At 70.2% G+C, this 17,676-nt stretch carries 23 protein-coding genes; 11 read left to right on the plus strand and 12 right to left on the minus strand.

What is annotated here, in order from left to right:
* Positions 1-94 precede the first annotated feature (94 nt).
* Together deoC and HHUB_RS10560 are read left to right on the plus strand one after the other, a co-directional pair.
* Positions 95-733, plus strand: a complete 639-nt coding sequence (deoC, locus tag HHUB_RS10555) for a deoxyribose-phosphate aldolase (RefSeq protein WP_059057572.1) — start codon at positions 95-97, stop codon at positions 731-733.
* A gap of 73 nt (positions 734-806) precedes the next feature.
* Positions 807-2,060: a tRNA (N(6)-L-threonylcarbamoyladenosine(37)-C(2))-methylthiotransferase gene (locus HHUB_RS10560; protein ID WP_059057573.1), complete on the plus strand. Its 1,254-nt coding sequence runs from the start codon at positions 807-809 to the stop codon at positions 2,058-2,060.
* Positions 2,061-2,063: 3 nt separating this feature from the next.
* Here the strand turns inward: HHUB_RS10560 and HHUB_RS10565 are convergent, their stop codons facing one another.
* The 4 genes from HHUB_RS10565 to HHUB_RS10575 form a co-directional block, all read right to left on the minus strand.
* The gene (locus HHUB_RS10565; protein WP_059057574.1) at positions 2,064-2,564 is read right to left on the minus strand and encodes a hypothetical protein; all 501 of its coding nucleotides are present in this window, start codon (positions 2,562-2,564) and stop codon (positions 2,064-2,066) included.
* A gap of 62 nt (positions 2,565-2,626) precedes the next feature.
* Positions 2,627-2,773 carry a hypothetical protein gene (locus tag HHUB_RS17100; protein ID WP_169793409.1) on the minus strand — a complete coding sequence of 49 codons (147 nt, stop codon included), beginning with the start codon at positions 2,771-2,773 and terminating at the stop codon, positions 2,627-2,629.
* A gap of 62 nt (positions 2,774-2,835) precedes the next feature.
* A complete protein-coding gene (locus tag HHUB_RS10570) occupies positions 2,836-3,729 on the minus strand; it encodes a cation diffusion facilitator family transporter (protein ID WP_059057575.1) in 894 nt (297 codons plus the stop codon).
* Positions 3,730-3,769: 40 nt separating this feature from the next.
* Entirely contained in the window at positions 3,770-4,312 is a 543-nt protein-coding gene (locus HHUB_RS10575; RefSeq protein WP_059057576.1) for an HIT family protein, read from the minus strand.
* A gap of 120 nt (positions 4,313-4,432) precedes the next feature.
* Here HHUB_RS10575 and HHUB_RS10580 point away from each other — a divergent pair, with 120 nt between their 5' ends.
* Positions 4,433-4,633: a DUF7835 family putative zinc beta-ribbon protein gene (locus HHUB_RS10580; protein WP_059057577.1), complete on the plus strand. Its 201-nt coding sequence runs from the start codon at positions 4,433-4,435 to the stop codon at positions 4,631-4,633.
* A gap of 98 nt (positions 4,634-4,731) precedes the next feature.
* Here HHUB_RS10580 and map read toward each other — a convergent pair whose 3' ends face one another.
* Together map and HHUB_RS10590 are read right to left on the minus strand one after the other, a co-directional pair.
* Positions 4,732-5,622, minus strand: coding sequence for a type II methionyl aminopeptidase (gene map, locus HHUB_RS10585; protein WP_059057578.1), 891 nt, complete (start codon positions 5,620-5,622; stop codon positions 4,732-4,734).
* 313 nt (positions 5,623-5,935) lie between these two features.
* Positions 5,936-6,814 (minus strand): isoaspartyl peptidase/L-asparaginase, encoded by an 879-nt coding sequence (locus HHUB_RS10590; protein ID WP_059057579.1) that lies wholly within the window; start codon positions 6,812-6,814, stop codon positions 5,936-5,938.
* 141 nt (positions 6,815-6,955) lie between these two features.
* On the opposite strand from HHUB_RS10590, the gene icd reads away from it, so the two are divergent.
* A complete protein-coding gene (gene icd / locus HHUB_RS10595; protein ID WP_059057580.1) occupies positions 6,956-8,215 on the plus strand; it encodes an isocitrate dehydrogenase (NADP(+)) in 1,260 nt (419 codons plus the stop codon).
* A 136-nt stretch (positions 8,216-8,351) separates the two neighbouring features.
* Entirely contained in the window at positions 8,352-8,645 is a 294-nt protein-coding gene (locus tag HHUB_RS10600) for an SUI1 family translation initiation factor (protein ID WP_238323956.1), read from the plus strand.
* 1 nt (position 8,646) lies between these two features.
* Here the strand turns inward: HHUB_RS10600 and HHUB_RS10605 are convergent, their stop codons facing one another.
* Both HHUB_RS10605 and HHUB_RS10610 read right to left on the minus strand, forming a co-directional pair.
* Positions 8,647-8,985: a cupin domain-containing protein gene (locus tag HHUB_RS10605; RefSeq protein WP_059057582.1), complete on the minus strand. Its 339-nt coding sequence runs from the start codon at positions 8,983-8,985 to the stop codon at positions 8,647-8,649.
* Between the two features lie 50 nt (positions 8,986-9,035).
* Entirely contained in the window at positions 9,036-9,365 is a 330-nt protein-coding gene (locus HHUB_RS10610) for a hypothetical protein (protein WP_143416386.1), read from the minus strand.
* Positions 9,366-9,461: 96 nt separating this feature from the next.
* Here HHUB_RS10610 and HHUB_RS10615 point away from each other — a divergent pair, with 96 nt between their 5' ends.
* Both HHUB_RS10615 and HHUB_RS10620 read left to right on the plus strand, forming a co-directional pair.
* Positions 9,462-9,986: a DUF5817 domain-containing protein gene (locus HHUB_RS10615; RefSeq protein WP_059057584.1), complete on the plus strand. Its 525-nt coding sequence runs from the start codon at positions 9,462-9,464 to the stop codon at positions 9,984-9,986.
* Positions 9,987-10,032: 46 nt separating this feature from the next.
* Positions 10,033-10,374, plus strand: a complete 342-nt coding sequence (locus tag HHUB_RS10620) for a hypothetical protein (protein ID WP_059057585.1) — start codon at positions 10,033-10,035, stop codon at positions 10,372-10,374.
* Here HHUB_RS10620 and HHUB_RS17530 read toward each other — a convergent pair.
* Together HHUB_RS17530 and hmgA are read right to left on the minus strand one after the other, a co-directional pair.
* Positions 10,371-10,505 (minus strand): hypothetical protein, encoded by a 135-nt coding sequence (locus HHUB_RS17530; RefSeq protein WP_256943839.1) that lies wholly within the window; start codon positions 10,503-10,505, stop codon positions 10,371-10,373. The genes HHUB_RS10620 and HHUB_RS17530 overlap by 4 nt on opposite strands.
* A 68-nt stretch (positions 10,506-10,573) precedes the next feature.
* A complete protein-coding gene (hmgA, locus tag HHUB_RS10625) occupies positions 10,574-11,785 on the minus strand; it encodes a hydroxymethylglutaryl-CoA reductase (NADPH) (RefSeq protein ID WP_059057586.1) in 1,212 nt (403 codons plus the stop codon).
* Between the two features lie 107 nt (positions 11,786-11,892).
* Here hmgA and HHUB_RS10630 point away from each other — a divergent pair, with 107 nt between their 5' ends.
* Both HHUB_RS10630 and HHUB_RS17105 read left to right on the plus strand, forming a co-directional pair.
* Positions 11,893-13,410 (plus strand): amidohydrolase, encoded by a 1,518-nt coding sequence (locus HHUB_RS10630; RefSeq protein ID WP_059057587.1) that lies wholly within the window; start codon positions 11,893-11,895, stop codon positions 13,408-13,410.
* 37 nt (positions 13,411-13,447) lie between these two features.
* On the plus strand, positions 13,448-13,606 hold the full coding sequence (locus tag HHUB_RS17105; RefSeq protein ID WP_169793410.1) for a hypothetical protein: 159 nt from the start codon (positions 13,448-13,450) through the stop codon (positions 13,604-13,606).
* Here HHUB_RS17105 and gpmI read toward each other — a convergent pair whose 3' ends face one another.
* Positions 13,607-15,136 (minus strand): 2,3-bisphosphoglycerate-independent phosphoglycerate mutase, encoded by a 1,530-nt coding sequence (gene gpmI, locus HHUB_RS10635; RefSeq protein ID WP_059057588.1) that lies wholly within the window; start codon positions 15,134-15,136, stop codon positions 13,607-13,609.
* A 50-nt stretch (positions 15,137-15,186) separates the two neighbouring features.
* Positions 15,187-15,450, minus strand: a complete 264-nt coding sequence (locus tag HHUB_RS10640) for a hypothetical protein (protein ID WP_059057589.1) — start codon at positions 15,448-15,450, stop codon at positions 15,187-15,189.
* 160 nt (positions 15,451-15,610) lie between these two features.
* Between HHUB_RS10640 and HHUB_RS10645 the strand changes: the two genes are divergently transcribed.
* The gene (locus HHUB_RS10645) at positions 15,611-16,858 is read left to right on the plus strand and encodes a DNA double-strand break repair nuclease NurA (RefSeq protein ID WP_059057590.1); all 1,248 of its coding nucleotides are present in this window, start codon (positions 15,611-15,613) and stop codon (positions 16,856-16,858) included.
* A gap of 59 nt (positions 16,859-16,917) precedes the next feature.
* Positions 16,918-17,676 (plus strand): ABC transporter ATP-binding protein, encoded by a 759-nt coding sequence (locus HHUB_RS10650; RefSeq protein ID WP_059057591.1) that lies wholly within the window; start codon positions 16,918-16,920, stop codon positions 17,674-17,676.

Genomic DNA, 17,676 nt, shown 5'->3' on the forward strand with positions numbered 1-17,676 from the left:
AAGGTTTGAGGCCGCGTTATCAGAAGCGACAACTCAGCGCCCGTCAGTCGAACTCATCGCCAATATTTTAACGAAAGATGCTTTTTATTACCACATGAACCGCGAGGACCTCGCCGCGCGCATCGACCACACCGTGCTCGGCCCCGAGACGACCCCAGCCGACGTCGAGCGCGTCGTCGAGGAAGCCGACGAGTACGGGATGAACGTCTGCATCCCGCCGTGTTACGTCGCCGACGTGCGCAGCTACGCCCCCGACGACCTCACGGTCGCGACCGTCGTCGGGTTCCCGCACGGCCAGCACGCCACCGAGGCGAAAGCTGACGAGGCGCGCGTCGCCCACGAGGACGGCGCGGACGAACTCGACGTCGTGACGAACGTCGGCCGCCTGAAGGCCGGCGAACTGGACGCCGTGCGCGAGGACCTCGAAGCGGTCGTGGACGCCACGCCGCTCCCGGTGAAGGTCATCATCGAGACGCCGCTGCTCGACGACGCGGAGAAACGCGACGCGTGTCAGGCCGCGAAGGACGCGGGCGCGGACATGGTGAAGACCGCGACCGGGTTCTCCGACGGCGGCGCGACCGTGCCGGACGTGGAGCTGATGAGCGAGTACCTCCCCGTGAAGGCCAGCGGCGGCGTCGGCGACTACGCGGACGCGCAGGCGATGTTCGACGCGGGCGCCGAGCGCATCGGCGCCTCGTCGGGCGTGAACGTCGTGGAGACGTTCGACGAGTAGGCGGGGCTCGCCGGGAGCGTCGCCGGCTATCGTCGTACTTTTGCCCGCGGGCGGCCAACGATTGGGTCAACGCATGGCCCAGTACCACATCGAGACGTACGGGTGTACCTCGAACCGCGGCGAGAGCCGCGAAATCGAGCGGCGCCTCCGCGACGCCGGCCACCACAAGGTCGAGGGGGCCGACGAGGCGGACGTCGCCATCCTCAACACCTGTACGGTCGTGGAGAAGACGGAGCGCAACATGCTCCGGCGGGCCGAGGAACTCGAGGACGAGACGGCCGACCTCATCGTCACGGGCTGCATGGCGCTCGCGCAGGGCGAGGAGTTCGCGCAAGCGGACGTGGACGCCCAAGTCCTGCACTGGGACGACGTGCCCGAGGCCGTGACGAACGGCGAGTGCCCGACGACGACGCCGGACGCCGAGCCGATTCTGGACGGCGTCATCGGCATCCTCCCCATCGCCCGCGGCTGCATGAGCAACTGCTCGTACTGCATCACGAAGCAGGCGACCGGGCGCGTGGACTCCCCGCCCGTCGAGGAGAACGTCGAGAAGGCGCGCGCGCTCGTCCACGCCGGCGCGAAGGAGATTCGCATCACCGGCCAGGACACCGGCGTCTACGGCTGGGACGACGGCGAGCGCAAGCTCCCCGAGCTACTGGAGCGCATCGCCACCGAAATCGAGGGCGACTTCCGCGTCCGCGTCGGGATGGCGAACCCGGGCGGCGTCCACGGCATCCGCGAGGAACTCGCGGCAGTGTTCGCCGAGCACGACGAGATTTACAACTTCCTGCACGGGCCCGTGCAGTCCGGCAGCGACGACGTGCTCGAAGACATGCGCCGTCAGCACGAGGTCGAGCAGTACGTCGACATCGTGGAGACCTTCGACGACTACTTGGAGGAGTGGACGCTCTCGACGGACTTCATCGTCGGCTTCCCCACCGAGACCGACCACGACCACGAGCAGTCGATGGCGCTCCTGCGGGAGACGCGCCCGGAGAAAATCAACGTCACGCGGTTCTCCAAGCGCCCCGGCACCGACGCCGCCGAGCTGAAGGGACTCGGCGGCCAGACGAAGAAGGACCGCTCGAAGGCGATGACCGACCTGAAGATGGACGTGGTCGGCGACGCCCACGAGGAGATGGTCGGCACCGAGCGGAACGTCCTCGTCACCGAGGAAGGGACCGGCGACTCCGTGAAGTGCTACGACGACAGCTACCGACAGATTATCGTCCAGAACGCCAGCGAGCACGGGCTCGAACCCGGGGACTTCGCGACCGTCGAGGTCACCGGCCACCAGACCGTCTACGCGTTCGGCGAGCCCGTCTGATTCTCAGGCCTCGACCTGTCCCGCGGCCCGGCGCGCGCCGTACTCGATGCCGACGGTGAGCGCGGTCGCAGCCAGCAGCACGGGAGCGGCGAGCGCCGCCCACAGCCACAGGACGTCCGTCTCGCCGCCGATTCGGAGGAAGTAGTACCACGTCGCGGTGACGGCGGCGAACGCGGCGACCGGGCCGGCGACGAGCTGCCACCGCGCGAACGCGTACGCGGCGAGGCCGACCTGCGCGGCGAGGACGACGAACGCGAGCGCGAGCCAGCCGGCGAGCACGTGCAGACCGCCGTAGTCGGGGAACGGGTACGCCGCCGAGTACCGGGCGACCCACCACAGGGCGAGCGACGCGACGGCGACGGGAACGCCGACGAGCGCGGCGGCCCGCCGAGGCGGCTTGTCGGCGGCGCGGAAAGTGGCGAGTGCGGCGACGAGACCGGCGCTGGCCGCGACGGCGAGTGTCAGGGCGGTGCTGCCGAGTACCGGCCACGGCTGTCCGGGCATACGCGAGCGGTCGCGCCGGCGTCACTTGACGGTGCGGGAACGCTCGCAGCCGCCGCGAGCACTCACCGCTTCGTCTGGACGTTCGTGCTCCCGCAGCCGGGGCACTTCGTCATCGACCCGAGCGTCGGGTGCGTGCCGGACTCCCAGTCGCCGTTCGGCGGGGCGGTGCGACCGCACTCGAGACACTGGAGCTGTCGGGCCTCGCTCATGAGCGGCGCTTCGGCGCGCGCCCTGAAAGAAGTTCCTGCCGTTCCGGCGGCGAGCGCGCGGGCTACGCGGGCCCGTCGTCTTTCCACTCGCCGAGCTCCTTCGGGTCCACGTGGACGAACACGTCGTCGACCTCGGGAATCTCGCGCACCGACTGGATGATTTCGGTCTCGATGTCGTGGGCCTCGTACAGCGTCATCTCGCCCTCAACCTCGACGTGGAGGCTGACGTCGACCTCCGGGCCGACGTAGTGGGCGACGACGTCGTGGGCGCCCTCCACCTTGGGGTGGGTGAGCGCGCGGTCGAGAATCTCCCGCCGGAGGTCTTCGGGGGGTGCGGCCCCCACGAGGTAGTTGACGTTGTCGCGGACGATTTCGTAGCCCGTGTAGAGGATGCCGAGCGCGACCACGAGCGCCGCCAGCGGGTCCAAAATCGGGTAGCCGGCGGCCGAACCGAGCACGCCCGCCAGCGCCGCGCCCGCGGTGAGGATGTCGTTGCGGTTGTCGAGCGCGGTCGCGCGAATCGCCGGCGAGTGGTGGCGCTCCGCGACGTCCAGACAGTAGTAGTAGAGCGCGTACTTCCCGAGCGCGGTCCCGGCGAGCACGACGACGCCCGCGATGCCGGCGCTGCGGCCGTACGACCCCGCCATCAGGGACGTGGACGCCGACCAGATGACGCCCGCGCCGGCCGCGAGCACGCCGACCGCGACGAACAGCGAGACGAACGGCTCGATGCGCTCGTGGCCGTGCGGGTGCTCGAAGTCCGGCGGCTGCGTCGTGAGGTAGAGGCCGCCGAGCACGACCAGCGAGTACGCCACGTCAGCGAGGCTGTTGACGGCCTCGGAGCCGACGGCGATGCTGCCCGTCGTCCACCAGACGACGCCCTTCGCGGCGACGAGCGCGAGGTTCGCCGCGAAGACGACGCCGCCGACGCGTCGGACCGCGGAACGCCGCTCCATCACTCCGACGTATCCGACCCGGGCGGTTCGGTGTTTCGATTCAGTCGAAATCGAGGAACGGGGCGCCCGAGTCGGTGGGTTCGGCGGCCTCGTGGGCGGCGAACGCCTCGTGGAGGCGGTCGTAGGACTCGTCGAGCGCCTCCACGATGACTTTCGTGTCGCCGATGACGGGCATGAAGTTCGTGTCGCCGCTCCAGCGCGGCACGACGTGCGTGTGGAGGTGGTCGTCGATGCTGCCGCCCGCGGCGTCCCCGCCGAGGTTGAGGCCGGCGTTGAACCCCGCCGGCCCGAACGCGTCCTCGATGGCGTCGAACGTCGCCTGCTTGAGGCGGGCGTGACTGAGCAGCGTCTCGTCGTCGAGGTCGGTGTAGTCGCCGGTGTGGGCGTGCGGGATGACCATGCAGTGGCCGGGGCTGTAGGGGTAGTTGTTCAGCATCACGAACGCGTGCTCGGCGCGCGCGACCACGAGGTGTTCGCGGTCGTCGCCGCGCTCGGGGTACTCGCAGAACACGCAGTCGACGTCCTCGTTCTTGTCCTCGCGTTCCACCCACTCGATGCGCCACGGCGCGAACACCTGGTCCATACCGGGGCGTCGGCGGCCCGCGTCAGGTGCTTTTCGGTGGCGAGTATGTCAACTGTTCACATTCACCGCTTTGGGGGGTTACTTACGTCCGGCGTCCGTTATTGGAAACGAGTGGTACCGATGGCCAGCAAGACCCCACAGGCGGACGCCATGACCGAGCCGTGCGAGACCTGCGGTCGCGAGACCCCGCACACGGTCACCGTCGAACTCCGGACGGAGAGTGCCGACGACCAGAACGCGGCGTTCTCCCGGGAGCCGTATCGCGTCACGACCTGCCGGGAGTGCGGCGACGTGCGCGCCAAGCGCATGAACAACGCGTGACACCCTCATTTTCGCCCTGCAATCGAAGCAAACGCGGGAGGCGGACTCGAACGCCGCAGTCGCCGGTCCGTCCTCCGGTCGCTGGCTAACCGCGGCGGTCAGTTCGTCGTGACTTCACAGCCGTCCTCGGTGACGACGAGCGTGTGCTCGTCCTGACTGACGAGCGCGCCCTCGCGCTCCTTCAGCACCGGGTACGACCGCACCACGTCCGCCATTTCGAGGCGCCGCAGGCTCATCTCCGCGCGCGGCGCGTCCAGCCACCGCGCCGCGAACGGCAGGCCGTCGAACTGTTCGAGGTCGTCCAGCAGCTGGCGCGCGCGGCGGTCCCGGACGCTGCCCTCGCCGACGACTTCGTAGATTTCGGTGGCCGAGCCCTCCGAGACCTTCCCCGTCCCGTCGGTCGCGAACGGCTCGATGGCGAGCACGTCCCCGACCTCCAGTTCGGTGCCCGACTCCAGTTCGCGGTTCGGGACGTTCGGCCCCGTGTGCGCGTCGAAGACGTCCACGCCGTGGCCGGTCAGATTCACCACGGGGTTGTAGCCGTACGCCTCGATGACGTCCTGAATCTCGGCGCCGATTTCGCCCGTGTGGACGCCCGGCTCGACGGCGTCCACGGCGGCGTCGAGGGCTTCCTCGGCGGCCTCCACGAGTTCGGGGTTCCCGGAGAGGTCGACGGTCGTCGCGGCGTCCGCGATGTGGCCGTCCACGTGCACGCCGACGTCCAGACACACCATCTCCTCGCCGAACTCCGTGTCGTCGTCCGCACCCGGCGCCGCGTGGCTCGCCTCCTCGTCCACGCTGATGTTCACGGGGAACGCCGGCTCCCCGCCGAGCTCGCGGATGCGCTCCTCCGCGAACTCCGCGACCTCCAGTTGCGTGACGCCGACCTCCACGCGGTCGGCCGCCTCCTCCATCACTTCGGTCAGAATCTCGCCGGCCTCGACGTACTTCTCGTAGGCCTCGGAACCGACTTCCACGCTGTCTGCCATACCACGGAGTTGGCCCGAACGCGGGAAAGAGGTTGCGGGACTAGGCGCGCGACGCCCGAAACGAACGCTCGTGACCGAACGCGAGAGGTGCTTCCCGTCCCGTAACGCGGGTCTCCGCTCACTTCCGCGCCGCTCGCGGGTCGCTTCGCTCCCCGCTCGCAATAACGAGGACCCTCACTTCGTTCGGCTCCTCGCTGCTCACGGCTCCCTGCGGTCGCCGTTCGCGATACCGAGGGCTCTCACTCCGTTCGAGCCCTCGCCGCTCACGCGTCGCTACGCTCCGCGTTCGCAGTTCCGAGACGCTTCGCTTCGCTCAGCGTCTCGCTGTCTGCATCTGCTCGGAGTTGAACGCCTCCCCGACCGTCCCGTCGCTCCCGAGCACGATGACGCCCGCCGACGACCCGGTGAGCTCGCCGAACTCCTCAATTGCGCGGTCGGCGGCGGCCTGCGCGTCCAGCCCGGATTCGAGGTGCCGGACCGCGCGCCGCGTCAGCGTCGCCTTCGCGATGTCCTCGCCGGCGCCCGTCGCGGACGCCGCACCCGCGGGCGCGGCGTAGAACCCCGAGCCGATTTGCGGGACGTCGCCGACGCGGCCCGCGAGCGCGAGCCAGCGGCCGCCGGTCGAGGTCGCCGCGGCGAGGTCGTCGCCGTCGAACGCGACCGCGCCGACCGTGTCGTGGTCCTTCTGGTCGCGGCCCTCGGGGTCCGTGGAACCGAACTTGTCCTGAATCCACTCCAGGTGGTCGAGCGGGCTCCCCTCGAGGTGGTCGTCGAGGTCGTCCCAGCGCTCTCGGGTGTCCTCGCTCCAGAGGTCGCACGCCACGTCCACGCCCACGTCGTCGGCGAAATCGACCGCGTGGACGCCGTTCAACAGGACGTGGGGTGTTTCCTCCATCACGGCGCGCGCGACCGAGATAGCGGCCTCGACGCCGGGCATCGACGCCGCCGCGCCCGCGTCGCGGTCGGATGTCATCACGCCCGCGTCGGTGCGAATCACGCCGTCGGACTGGACCGCGCCCCCCGTCCCGGCGTTGAATCGGGTGTCGGCTTCGAGGACGCGAATCGCGGCTTCGACCGCGTCCACGGGGTCGTTCTCGCTCGCGCCGGCGTCGGCCGCCTCGTCGAGCGTCGCCTGTCGCGGCACCGGCTCCTCGACGGTCGTGCCCGCGCCGCCGTGTACGATGACTTGCATACGGCGACCTGCCGGGGCCGGACGCTTAGTGTGTGCGGATTCCCGTCACGTCGCGGGCGGAGCGTCGCGCTACGTGGCGTGTTGACGTGCCTGCGCGAAACAGCAGTCCTTTTAGGCGCATCGGGTGACCTTCATACGACTATGAGCTACGAGAACGTCGACATCCCCGAGAGCGGGGAGAAGATTACCTACGACGAGGAAACCGACGAAATCGAGGTCCCCGACAACCCCATCATCCCCATCATCTTCGGGGACGGCATCGGGAAAGACGTCGCGCCCGCCGCGCAGAAAGTACTGGACGCCGCCGCTGAGGCGACAGGACGCAACATCGAGTGGGCGCGCGTGCTCGCCGGCGGCTCCGCACGCGACGAGTACGACGAGAACCTCCCCGAGGACACCGTCGAGGCCATCCGCGAGCACCGCGTCGCCATCAAGGGCCCGCTGACGACGCCCGTCGGCGCCGGCTTCCGCAGTCTCAACGTCGCGCTCCGCAAGAAGCTCGACCTCTACGCGAACGTCCGACCGACCTACTACCTCGACGGCGTCCCGTCCCCCGTGAAGAACCCCGAGGAGATGGACATGGTGAACTTCCGGGAGAACACCGAGGACGTCTACGCCGGCATCGAGTGGGAGGCCGGCACCGACGACGTCGAGGAGGTACGCGACTTCGTCGAGGACGACATGGGCTTCGACGAGACCATCCACCAGGGCGACGTCGGCATCGGCATCAAGCCCATCTCGGAGTTCGGCACGAAGCGCCTCGTTCGCCGCGCCATCGAGTACGCCATCGAGAACGACCGTGACTCGGTGACGCTCGTCCACAAGGGCAACATCATGAAGTTCACCGAGGGCGCGTTCCGCGACTGGGGCTACGAGGTCGCCGAGGAGGACTTCCCCGAGGAGACCATCGACGAGGACACCCTCTGGGAGGAGTACGACGGCGAAGCCCCCGAGGACAAGGTCGTCGTCAAGGACCGCATCGCCGACAACATGCTCCAGCAGCTGCTGACGCGCACGGACAACTACGACGTCCTCGCGATGCCGAACCTCAACGGCGACTACCTCAGCGACGCCGCGGGCGCCCAGATCGGCGGCCTCGGCATCGCGCCCGGTGCGAACTTCGGCGACGGCCGCGTGCTCGCCGAGCCCGTCCACGGCTCCGCGCCCAAGCACGCCGGCAAGGACAAGGCGAACCCGACCGCGATGATTCTCTCCGGCAAGCTCATGCTGGAGTACATCGGCTGGGACGACGCCGCGGACCTCGTCCACGAGGCCGTCGAAGCCCAGATTAGCGAGCACCGCGTCACCTACGACCTCGAACGGCAGGTCGAGGGCGGCGTCAAGCTCTCCACCTCCGAGTACGCCGAGGAGGTCGTCGAGCGCATCGAAGACCTCGCGTAACTCGGTCTTCTCGCCCTCGGCTCGCGCCGAGGACTTCGCGTAACGCACCACCGACGTCCCGTTCTTCTTTCGCGCGCTACCGGCCAGCGCCGCGGCGGCCACGACGCATATGCGTCCCGACAGCGTACGTGCTGGCGTGCCAGAGGACGACGACTTCGGCGGCATCGACGTACCGGGAATGGAGGACATCGCGCGCGCCGAACAGGAGCTGTCCGTGCGCGTCGAGCGCCGAACCTACGACAAGCCGGTCACGGTCGTCGAGGGGTTCGACCCGGACGTCACCGACGTCGGGGACGTGGCGACGACGCTAAAGAAGCGCCTCGGCGCCGGCGGCACGGCCAAGGAGACCAGCGTCGAAGTGCAGGGCGACCACACCGACCGCGTGAAAGACATTCTCGAAGAAGAAGAAGGCTTCAACGTCGAGCGGTAGCTCAGTCCTGCCAGTCGGGGTTCTCCCGGGGCGGCGAGAAGATGTCGACGCCGCGAGCGACTTCGTCGCCCTCGTTGAGTGCGGCGTGGGGCTCCCCGCCCGGAATCGTGTAGCCGTCGCCGGCGCCGACCGTGAACTCCTCGCCGTCCACGAGGAACGTGAGTTCGCCCTCGTAGACGAAGCCGGCCTGCTCGTGGTGGTGGTCGTGCTCGGGGACGTCCGCACCGGGCTCGATTTCGAAGTGCTGGACGCTCATGTTCTCGCTGACCGCCAGTTCCGCGAGGTAGACGCCGTCGACTGCTTCCACGGGGTCGTGGGTCGCGAGGGAGCCTGTCTCCATGCGCGAGCCGACGGCGCGCGCCCGCAAAAAGCTCCGCGTGGCGGCGACGCTTAGAGCGGGGTCGCGGGCACGCCGACGCGCCGGTGGCGCTGGTAGACGTAGGCCGCGGCGACGAACGGCGCGACGGCGGGGACGACCATCACGTAGTACAGCACGGACGGCGTCCACGAGCGCTCTGCGGCGAGGTACTGCCGGTCGAAGTGGACGAACGCCGGCGAGCACAGCGCGAGCGCGAACCCGACGAGGATGACCGCGAGCAACGGGAGCATCGAGAACACGTCGGGCGGGAGGACGAGACTGAGCGCGAGCGCGACGGGGAACGTGGCGGCGAGGGCGGCAATCGGCTGCCACCAGCGGTCGCCGCGGTGAGAGGCGGTCACGTCGGGAGCGACGACGCGGACCGCAATCAAGGTTGCCCGCGTTCGCGGCCCGCGCGGACGGGACGTTTATCAGCGACGCCGCCCGACTCGGAGGTGATGACGTACGCCGTCGTCGGCTGCTCGGACTGCGGCGCGCTGTGGGTCGTGGAGGGCCGCCCCGACACCTCGGGGTGTCCGCGCTGCGAGACCCGCCACCAGTTCTCGAAGCTCCGGAAGTTCGTGGAGACCGACGACGAGGACCACGCCCGCGAGGTGCGGGCGTCGATGCTCGCGAACCGCGCTGGCCACGGCGAGGCGTTCGCGGAGCTGGACGACTTCACGACGCTCGGCGACTTCGCCGAGGACGCGGGGATGAGCGACGACGAGTTCCTCGACGCGGCGGGCGTGGACACCGAGGAGGTGTCGGCCGTCGAGGAGCGCGTCGAGCAGTCCGGGCGGAGTCTCGGGAAGCGGGAGGCCGTGCGGACGGCGCTCCGGGAGCTCGACGAACCCACGGAGTCAGAGGTGAAGGCGTTCGCCGCGGAGCACGGCGTCGGCGGCGACTACGTCGAGCGCGCGCTCGACAAACTCCGGCGCGCCGGCGACGTCACCGAGACCGACGGCGGCTTGCGGTTGTTGTAGCCGGCGACCCACACGTTCTTGCCGGTGGCTGTGCACCGTTCCGACGATGGACGGACGGACGGCGCGCGTCTGGCAGGTCGTCGTGGGGGTAGCGCTCGTGAGCGGCGCCGCGGTCGTCGTGCTGGCGAGCACGGACCCGTCGTGGCCGGTGCCGGGCGCGTCCACGCTCGCGGTACTGGCTGGCGTGGGGGCGGCCGGGTTCGCGCTCGCGGCCGTCGTGCGCGTGCTCGCCGGCGACCACCAGCACGGCGTCGGCCACCTGCTCGCGGTGTGCGGCTGGCTGCTCTTGCTCGTGGGCGAGGCCGTCGAGAGCGAGGCGACGACCGTCGGCGGCGTCGCAGTCGTGCTCGCGGCGGGAGCGTACCTCGTCTGGCTGGCGGTAGATTAGAGCGGGCCGCCGGAGAGCGCGCGCAGCAGCGTCAGCGCGAGCACGAGCACGGTGAGCAGGAGCTTCAGCACGCGGAGCACGCTCACCACCCGCGACCGGCCGTCCGGCTCGTCGTCGGTGTGGGCGTTCATATTCTACTCGACGACCACCGGGAAAATAACTCCGCGTCTGCCGCGGACTGAAACTGAAAGTGGCCCCGTCAGCGCCCGAGTTCCTCGTGGGCCGAGGAGAGGTGGCGGGACGCCAGCGCCGAGAGCAGGCTGAGTTCCCCGGCGAGCGCGCCCGCCGCGATGATTTCCGCGAGCGCGTCCGCGTTCGAACCGGCTGGGTCGCCGCCGCCGCGCACGCCCAGCACGTCCAAGGCTTCGCGCTGGGTCGGGAGCTTCGTGCCGCCGCCGACGGTGCCGACTTCGAGGCTCGCGAGGTTCACCGAGGCGTACAGCTCGTCCCCGCGGTCCTCGACGGTCGTGATGGCGTTCGACCCCTCGACGACCTGCGCGGCGTCCTGCCCGGTCGCGAGGAAGACGGCCGCGACGGTGTTCGCGGCGTGCGCGTTGAACCCGAGGCTGCCGGCCTTCGCGGAGCCAATCAGGTTCTTCCGCGTGTTCGCCTCCTCGATGGCCTCGGGGGTGGTGTCGAAGCGCTCCTCGACGACCTCGCGAGGGATGGTGACGTCCGCGGTGACGGTGCGGCCGCGGCCCTCCACGGCGTTGATGGCGGCGGGCTTCTTGTCCGAGCAGAGGTTCCCGGAGAGCGCGACGAGTTCCGCGGGCGACTCCGCCTCCACCACGTCCGCCGCCGCTTCGGTGGCGATGGTGGCCATGTTCATCCCCATCGCGTCCTTCGTGTCGTAGGCGAACCGGAGGTAGACGCTGTCCCCGACGACGTACGGCGTGACCTCGGTGAGTTCGCCGTGACTCGTCGTGCCCTCGGCGGCCTCGCGGAGCGCGTCGAAGTTCTCTTCGACCCACTCCGCGACCTCGGCGCCCTCGGTGACGTCTTCGACGCGGAAGACCGGCGCGCGCGTCATCCCGACTTTCGTCACGCGGGCGTTCGCGCCGCCCGCCGCGGTAATCGCCGAGCAGCCGCGGTTGACCGAGGCGACGAGCGCGCCCTCCGTGGTCGCCAGCGGGAGGTAGAACTCGCCGTCCGCAGCGCCGCCCGAGACGGACAGCGGGCCGGCGACGCCCAGCGGGAGCTGGGTGCCGCCCGCGAGGTTCTCGACGTTCGGGTCCACCTCGTCGGCGTCGAACGCGAACGCGCCCGACGCGTCGAGGGTGGCGTCCGTCTCGCGTTCGAGGAGTTCGCGGCGCGCCGCGGCCGCGGTGTCGGCGTCCGCGTGGTCTTCGAGCTCGTAGAGCCGGAGGTCGCCGGCCTGCACGCGGTCGGCGAGGTCGCTGGCGTCGGTCATACCCGTGGGTACTCGCGCGGCGCCCTGAAGGTTGCCCTTTCGGCCGGTGTGCGGCGCCGCCGGCCGCTTCCCGAACGTCTAAGCGGCCGGCCGCCCGCCTTCGAGACATGACTGCGGCAGCCGACCTCGTGCTGCGAAACGGCGAGGTCCACACGCTCGGCGACTCCGAGGAGACCTACGACGCGGTGGCGGTCCGGGACGGTCGCGTCGTCCGACTCGCCAACGACTACGACGCGGAGTTCCTCGTCGGCACGGGCACCGAGGTCATCGACCTCGACGGCGGCGTCGTCCTCCCCGGGTTCGTGGACGCGCACACGCACATGGAGACGGTCGGCCAGCACGGCGTCCACGCGGACCTCCGCGGCGCCAGCGGGCCCGAGGAAGTCACGGAGCGCCTCCGAGCGCGGGCCGCGGAGACGGACGACGAGTGGGTGCTGGGCTACGGCTACGACGAGTCCGCGTGGGACGCCGACGACCTCCACCAGTCCGACCTCGACGCCGTCAGCGACGAGCGCCCGGTGGCGGCCATCCGCGAGGACATGCACACCGCGACCGTGAACGCCGCCGCGCTCGACGCGTACGGCGACGAGATGCCCGACGGCGACGTGCTCGGCGACGGCCGCATCGTGGAGAACGCCGTCGAAGTCGTGTACGCGGCGACCGAGCCCGACCCCGAGGAGACCGAGGACCTACTGCGCGCGGCCCAGCGGGAGGCCAACGAGCGGGGCGTCACCGCCGTCCACGACATGGTGCGGCAGTCGCACTCGCCGCGGGCGTTCCGCGAGTTGGACCTCGCAGGCGAACTGACCGTGCGCGTGCGCTTGAACTACTGGAGCGACCACCTCGACGCGCTCCTCGAAACCGGCCTCCGCACGAACCACGGCTCCGAGATGGTCGAAGTCGGCGGCGTGAAGACGTACACCGACGGGAGCCTCGGCGGCCACACCGCGAAGCTCTCCGAGCCGTACGCCGACACCCCCGACGAGACCGGGCAGTGGGTCGTCGAGCCCGACGAACTCCGGGAGTTCGTGGCGCGCGCGGACGACGCCGGCCTGCAGGTGACCGCGCACGCAATCGGCGACGAGGCCATCGACGCGGTGCTGGACGCTTACGAGGACTGCGCGGACGCCGGCGCGAGCCGCCACCGCATCGAGCACGTCGAACTCGCCAGCGACGACGCCATCGAGCGGATGAGTGAGTTGGACGTGGTGGCGTCGATGCAGCCGAACTTCCTGAAGTGGGCGGGTAGCGAAGGGCTCTACGAGGACCGCCTCGGCACGGAGCGCCGCGAGGCAAGCAATCGCTTCCCCGCCTACCGCGACGCGGACGTGCCGCTGGCGTTCGGCAGCGACTGCATGCCCCTCGACCCCCTCTTGGGCGTTCACTACGCCGTGAACCCGCCCGCGGAGTCGCAGGCGCTCTCGGTCACGGACGCCCTGCGCGCGTACACCGCCGGCGGCGCGTACGCCGGCTTCCGCGAGGACGAACAGGGAACAATCGAGGAGGGCGCGCTCGCGGACTTCGTGGTGCTGGACGAGTCGCCGTGGGAGCAGCCCGAGGCGATTCGGGACATCGACGTGACGGCGACCGTCGTGGACGGCAAGGTCGTCTACCGCGCGGACTGACACAACGACTACGGGGCTGGGCGGGCTACGGCCGGGCATGGCCGAAGCCGCCCTGTTCGTGCTGTTCGCCCTCTTCGCCGTCGCCGCGCCGCTCGTGCTCTACTCGCTGGTGCGCTCGGAGGCGGAGGACACCGACCGGATGAGCCGCGAGGAGGCCCGCGAGCGCGTGTCCCGCGAACGGGACGACCGCCGGTAGCTACTCCAGCAGCGACTCGCCGGTCATCGCCGTCGGTTTCTCGACGCCGAGCAGGTCCAACAGCGTCGGCGACACGTCCCGGAGCGCGCCGTCGTCGCGGACGTCGGTGGCGCCCTCGTCGCCCTCCTCCGCGGGGAGGTGGACGAACGGGACGGGGTTGAACGTGTGCGCGGTGTGGGGGTCGTCGCGGGTACCCATGTCGTCGGCGTTCCCGTGGTCGGCGGTGAGGAGGACGTCGGCGCCGGCCTCGCGGAGCGCGGGGACGAGCCTGGCGAGCTGGCTATCGACGGTCTCGACGGCCTCGATGGCGGCCTCGTAGTCGCCGGTGTGGCCGACCATGTCGGGGTTCGCGTAGTTCAACACGAGCACGTCCGGGTCGTCGGCGTCGAGCACGTCGAGCGCGACGTCGGTGACGCCCGCGGCGCTCATCTCGGGCGCGAGGTCGTACGTCGGGACGTCCGGGCTCTCGACGATTTCCCGGCGCTCGCCCGCGAACTCCACCTCGCGGCCGCCGTTCAGGAAGTACGTCACGTGGGGGTACTTCTCGGACTCGGCGACCCGCAGTTGGGTCAGGGAGTGCTCGGCGAGCACTTCACCGAGTGTGTCCGCGGGGCGCTCGGACTCGAAGGCGACCGGGAGGTCGAACGTCTCGTCGTAGTCGGTCATTGTCGCCACCGGCACCGCCGGCGGCTCGGTCGTGACGCCCTCGGCCTCCCAGTCCTCGGGGCGGATGTCGGCGAGCATCCGGACGAGCTGGCGCGCGCGGTCCGCGCGGAAGTTGCAGAACACGACCGCGTCGCCCTCGTTGAGCGCGTCACCTCCCCGGACAATCGTCGGCTCGACAAATTCGTCCGTGTCGCCGCGGTCGTAGCTCTCCTGAACTGCTTCGACCGCGGAGTCGGCGCGGTGGTCGCCGTCCCGGTTCACGATGGCGTCGTAGGCGCGCTTCGTGCGCTCCCAGTTCTGGTCGCGGTCCATCGCGTAGTACCGCCCGGTGACGGTGGCGACGTCGCCGGTGCCGTACTCGTCGGCGACCTCCTGGAGCGTCTGGAGGTAGTCTTCGCCGCCGTGGGGCGCGGTGTCGCGGCCGTCCGTGAACGCGTGCGTGGTCGCCGGGAGGTCGCGTCTCGCCGCGCATTCGAGGAGCGCGTGGAGATGTTCGTGGTCGGAGTGAACGCCGCCGTCGCTGACCAGACCCATCACGTGGAGGCGCCCGCCGGTGCGTTCGACGTGGTCGAGCGCGCCGCTGATGGCGTCGTTCTGACAGAGTTCGCCGTCCGCGATGGCGTCGTTGATGCGGGTGTACTCTTGGAGGACGACCCGGCCGGAGCCGATGGTAAGGTGGCCGACCTCGCTGTTGCCCATCTGACCGCGCGGGAGCCCGACCTCGCGGCCGTGAGTGGTCAGCGTGCCGGAGCCGCCGCGGCGCGAGTACTCGTCGAAGGTCGGCGTGTCCGCGGCTTCGACTGCGTTCAGGTGGTCGTGGTCGGCGAGCCCCCAGCCGTCGAGAATCACCAGCGCGGCCTGCATGGTCGGGAGTCCGCAGGCCGCCCGTATTTACGTGTCGCCTGCGGCCGGCGTCAGTCGCCGTCGGGCGCGCGGGCGTCCGGCGTCTCGCCGACGTCGAACTCGGCGCCGCAGTCCGCGCACACCATGTGGCGGCCGGGGACGGTGCGCTGTGCGGCGACGAGCCCGCACTCGGGGCAGACGCTGTACGGTCGCTCCTCGGCGGGTGCGCCGGGCTCTACGGCCATCCGAATCCAGGCGTCGGAGTCGGCCTCGTCGTAGAGTTCCACGCCGTCGTCGGTGCGTCGCCAGTTGACCGTGGAGTCGTCCCGCGACATCTACTTCGCCCTCTCTCCCGCGACCATTTAACTATTCTGACAAAAGTTAGCTCGCCCGCGAGTAAACGCCGCCATCCGGCGGTTAGCGCGAGTAAAGAAATCGCGGGTCGGGGCCGCGCGAACGGCGGGGTATTTGGCGCTCCGCGCCCGAGGGGAGTCCATGACCCTCGACCCCGTCCACTTCGACGGCATCGCGGACCTCGCGAGCCGCATCCGCCACGAGGTGGACGCCGAGGAGCACCGCGACGTCGCCGAGGAGACGTGGGCGAACTACCTCGACCCGCTGTACGGCGACGACGGCCCCGTGCTCGAACCGCTCGACGAACAGCGCCGCTCCGCCGCGGATGTCGAGGAACTGGCGCTCCAGCCGTCGCCGTTCGACACCGCCCACGGCCTCGACTCCGGCACCATCAACCCGAAGACGTTCAAGAACGGGCTCGTGTTGGACCTCGCGCAGGCCGCGATGAGCGCGACGCCCAGCGACCTCGACCTCCACCGCTCGCGCACCGTCATCACGAGCGTCCACTCCAACGACGCCACCGTCCGCACCGACACCGACTGGCGCAAGTGGGACGAGGGGTACAGCCGCGGCCGCATCGTCCACACCACGCCGCTGGCCCGCGACCAGGAGCGCGTCGTCCACGGGCTCGCGCTCTACCTCGCGGAGAGCCACCACGCCCTCGAACACGCCGACGCCGTGGACGACCTCCTCCTCCTAGATGGCCCGGTCTACCCGAAGCAGCTCGTGAACTGGGCGGACCGCCACGCCAGCCTCGCGGACCTCGTCACCGAGAACGAGCTCGTCGGCGAAGTGCTGGAGAACTACGTGCGCCTCGTCGAGCGCCTCGCCGAGAAGGACGTGCCGCTGGCGGGCTTCGTGAAGAGTCCGGCGAGCCAGGCGCTCGTGCGCGCGCTCCGCGACCGCGGCCGGCCGACCCCGTGGGCCAGCGACGCCGCGTTCTTCGGGCAGGTGCTGGAGCGCCGCGAGTTCGACGGCCAGGAGTACCACCGCATCACGGACGAACTCGCGTGGACGGGGTGGTTCACGTCCACGCTCGGCGCCGACGGCGTGTTCGCGGACGCGAGCGAACTCGGCGTCGAACGCGAACTCCCCGCGGAGTGCTACGAGGTCGCGTTCTTCGTTGTCTACGACCCCCGCACGGACCTCGTGCACAAGGTCGAGTTGCCGCGCGCGTTCGCCGACAGCGAGGACTGCCGGGACGCCGTCGAGCGCTACGTCACCAGTCAGGTCGCCGCGGAAGCCGGGCCGCCGAAGCCCGTCGGGAAGGCCGACGAGCTCGCGCGCATCGGCGCCACCGAGAAGGAGGAACTCGTGCGCAAGCTCGAACGCTCCTTCGACAGCCGCCGCGACGAGAACTACGACGACCAGCGCTGGCCCGACGCCTGATTGCGCGGTCCGCGAACCCGCGTCCATCTTTAAGCACGGGCAGCCAGCAGTTCCCGGCAATGACCGACCGCGCCATCGAGACGCGCAATCTCACGAAGCGGTACGGCGACGAGACCGCCGTCGAGGGACTGGAGCTGGCCATCCCCGCTGGCAGCGTCTACGGCTTCCTCGGGCCGAACGGCGCCGGGAAGACGACCACGATGCGGATGCTCACGACGCTCACGAGACCCACCGACGGTACCGCGACGGTCGCGGGCGCGAACGTCGCGGACCGCGACGCCGTCGTCTCGAACGTCGGTTACCTCCCCGAGGAGCCGCCGCTGCACGCCGAACTCACGGGCCGCGAGCAACTCCGCTACATCGCCGGTCTCCGCGACCTCCCCGAGAGCGAGGCCGAGGCGCGCATCGACGACCTGCTCGACCGCTTCTCGCTGGCCGGCGACGCCGACAAGCGCATCTCCGCGTACTCCAAGGGGATGAAACAGAAGGTCGGCATCATCCAGGCGATGCTCCACGACCCGGACGTGCTGTTCCTCGACGAGCCCACGTCCGGGCTGGACCCGCGGGCCGCCCGCACCGTCCGCGACACCATCGCCGACCTCACCGAGGGCGACGCGACCGTCTTCCTCTCGACGCACATCCTCCCGGTGGTGGACGAACTCGCGGACACCGTCGGCGTCCTCTACGACGGCCGCCTCGTCACCGAGGGCTCCCCCGACCACCTCAAGACCCGCGCGGAAGCCGGCGACGAGCGCACGCTCGAAGACGTCTTCCTCGAAGTCACCGGCGGCATCGGCGACGCCGCCGAGGAGGGCTGA

This window comes from Halobacterium hubeiense, from assembly GCF_001488575.1.
Lineage (GTDB): Archaea > Halobacteriota > Halobacteria > Halobacteriales > Halobacteriaceae > Halobacterium > Halobacterium hubeiense.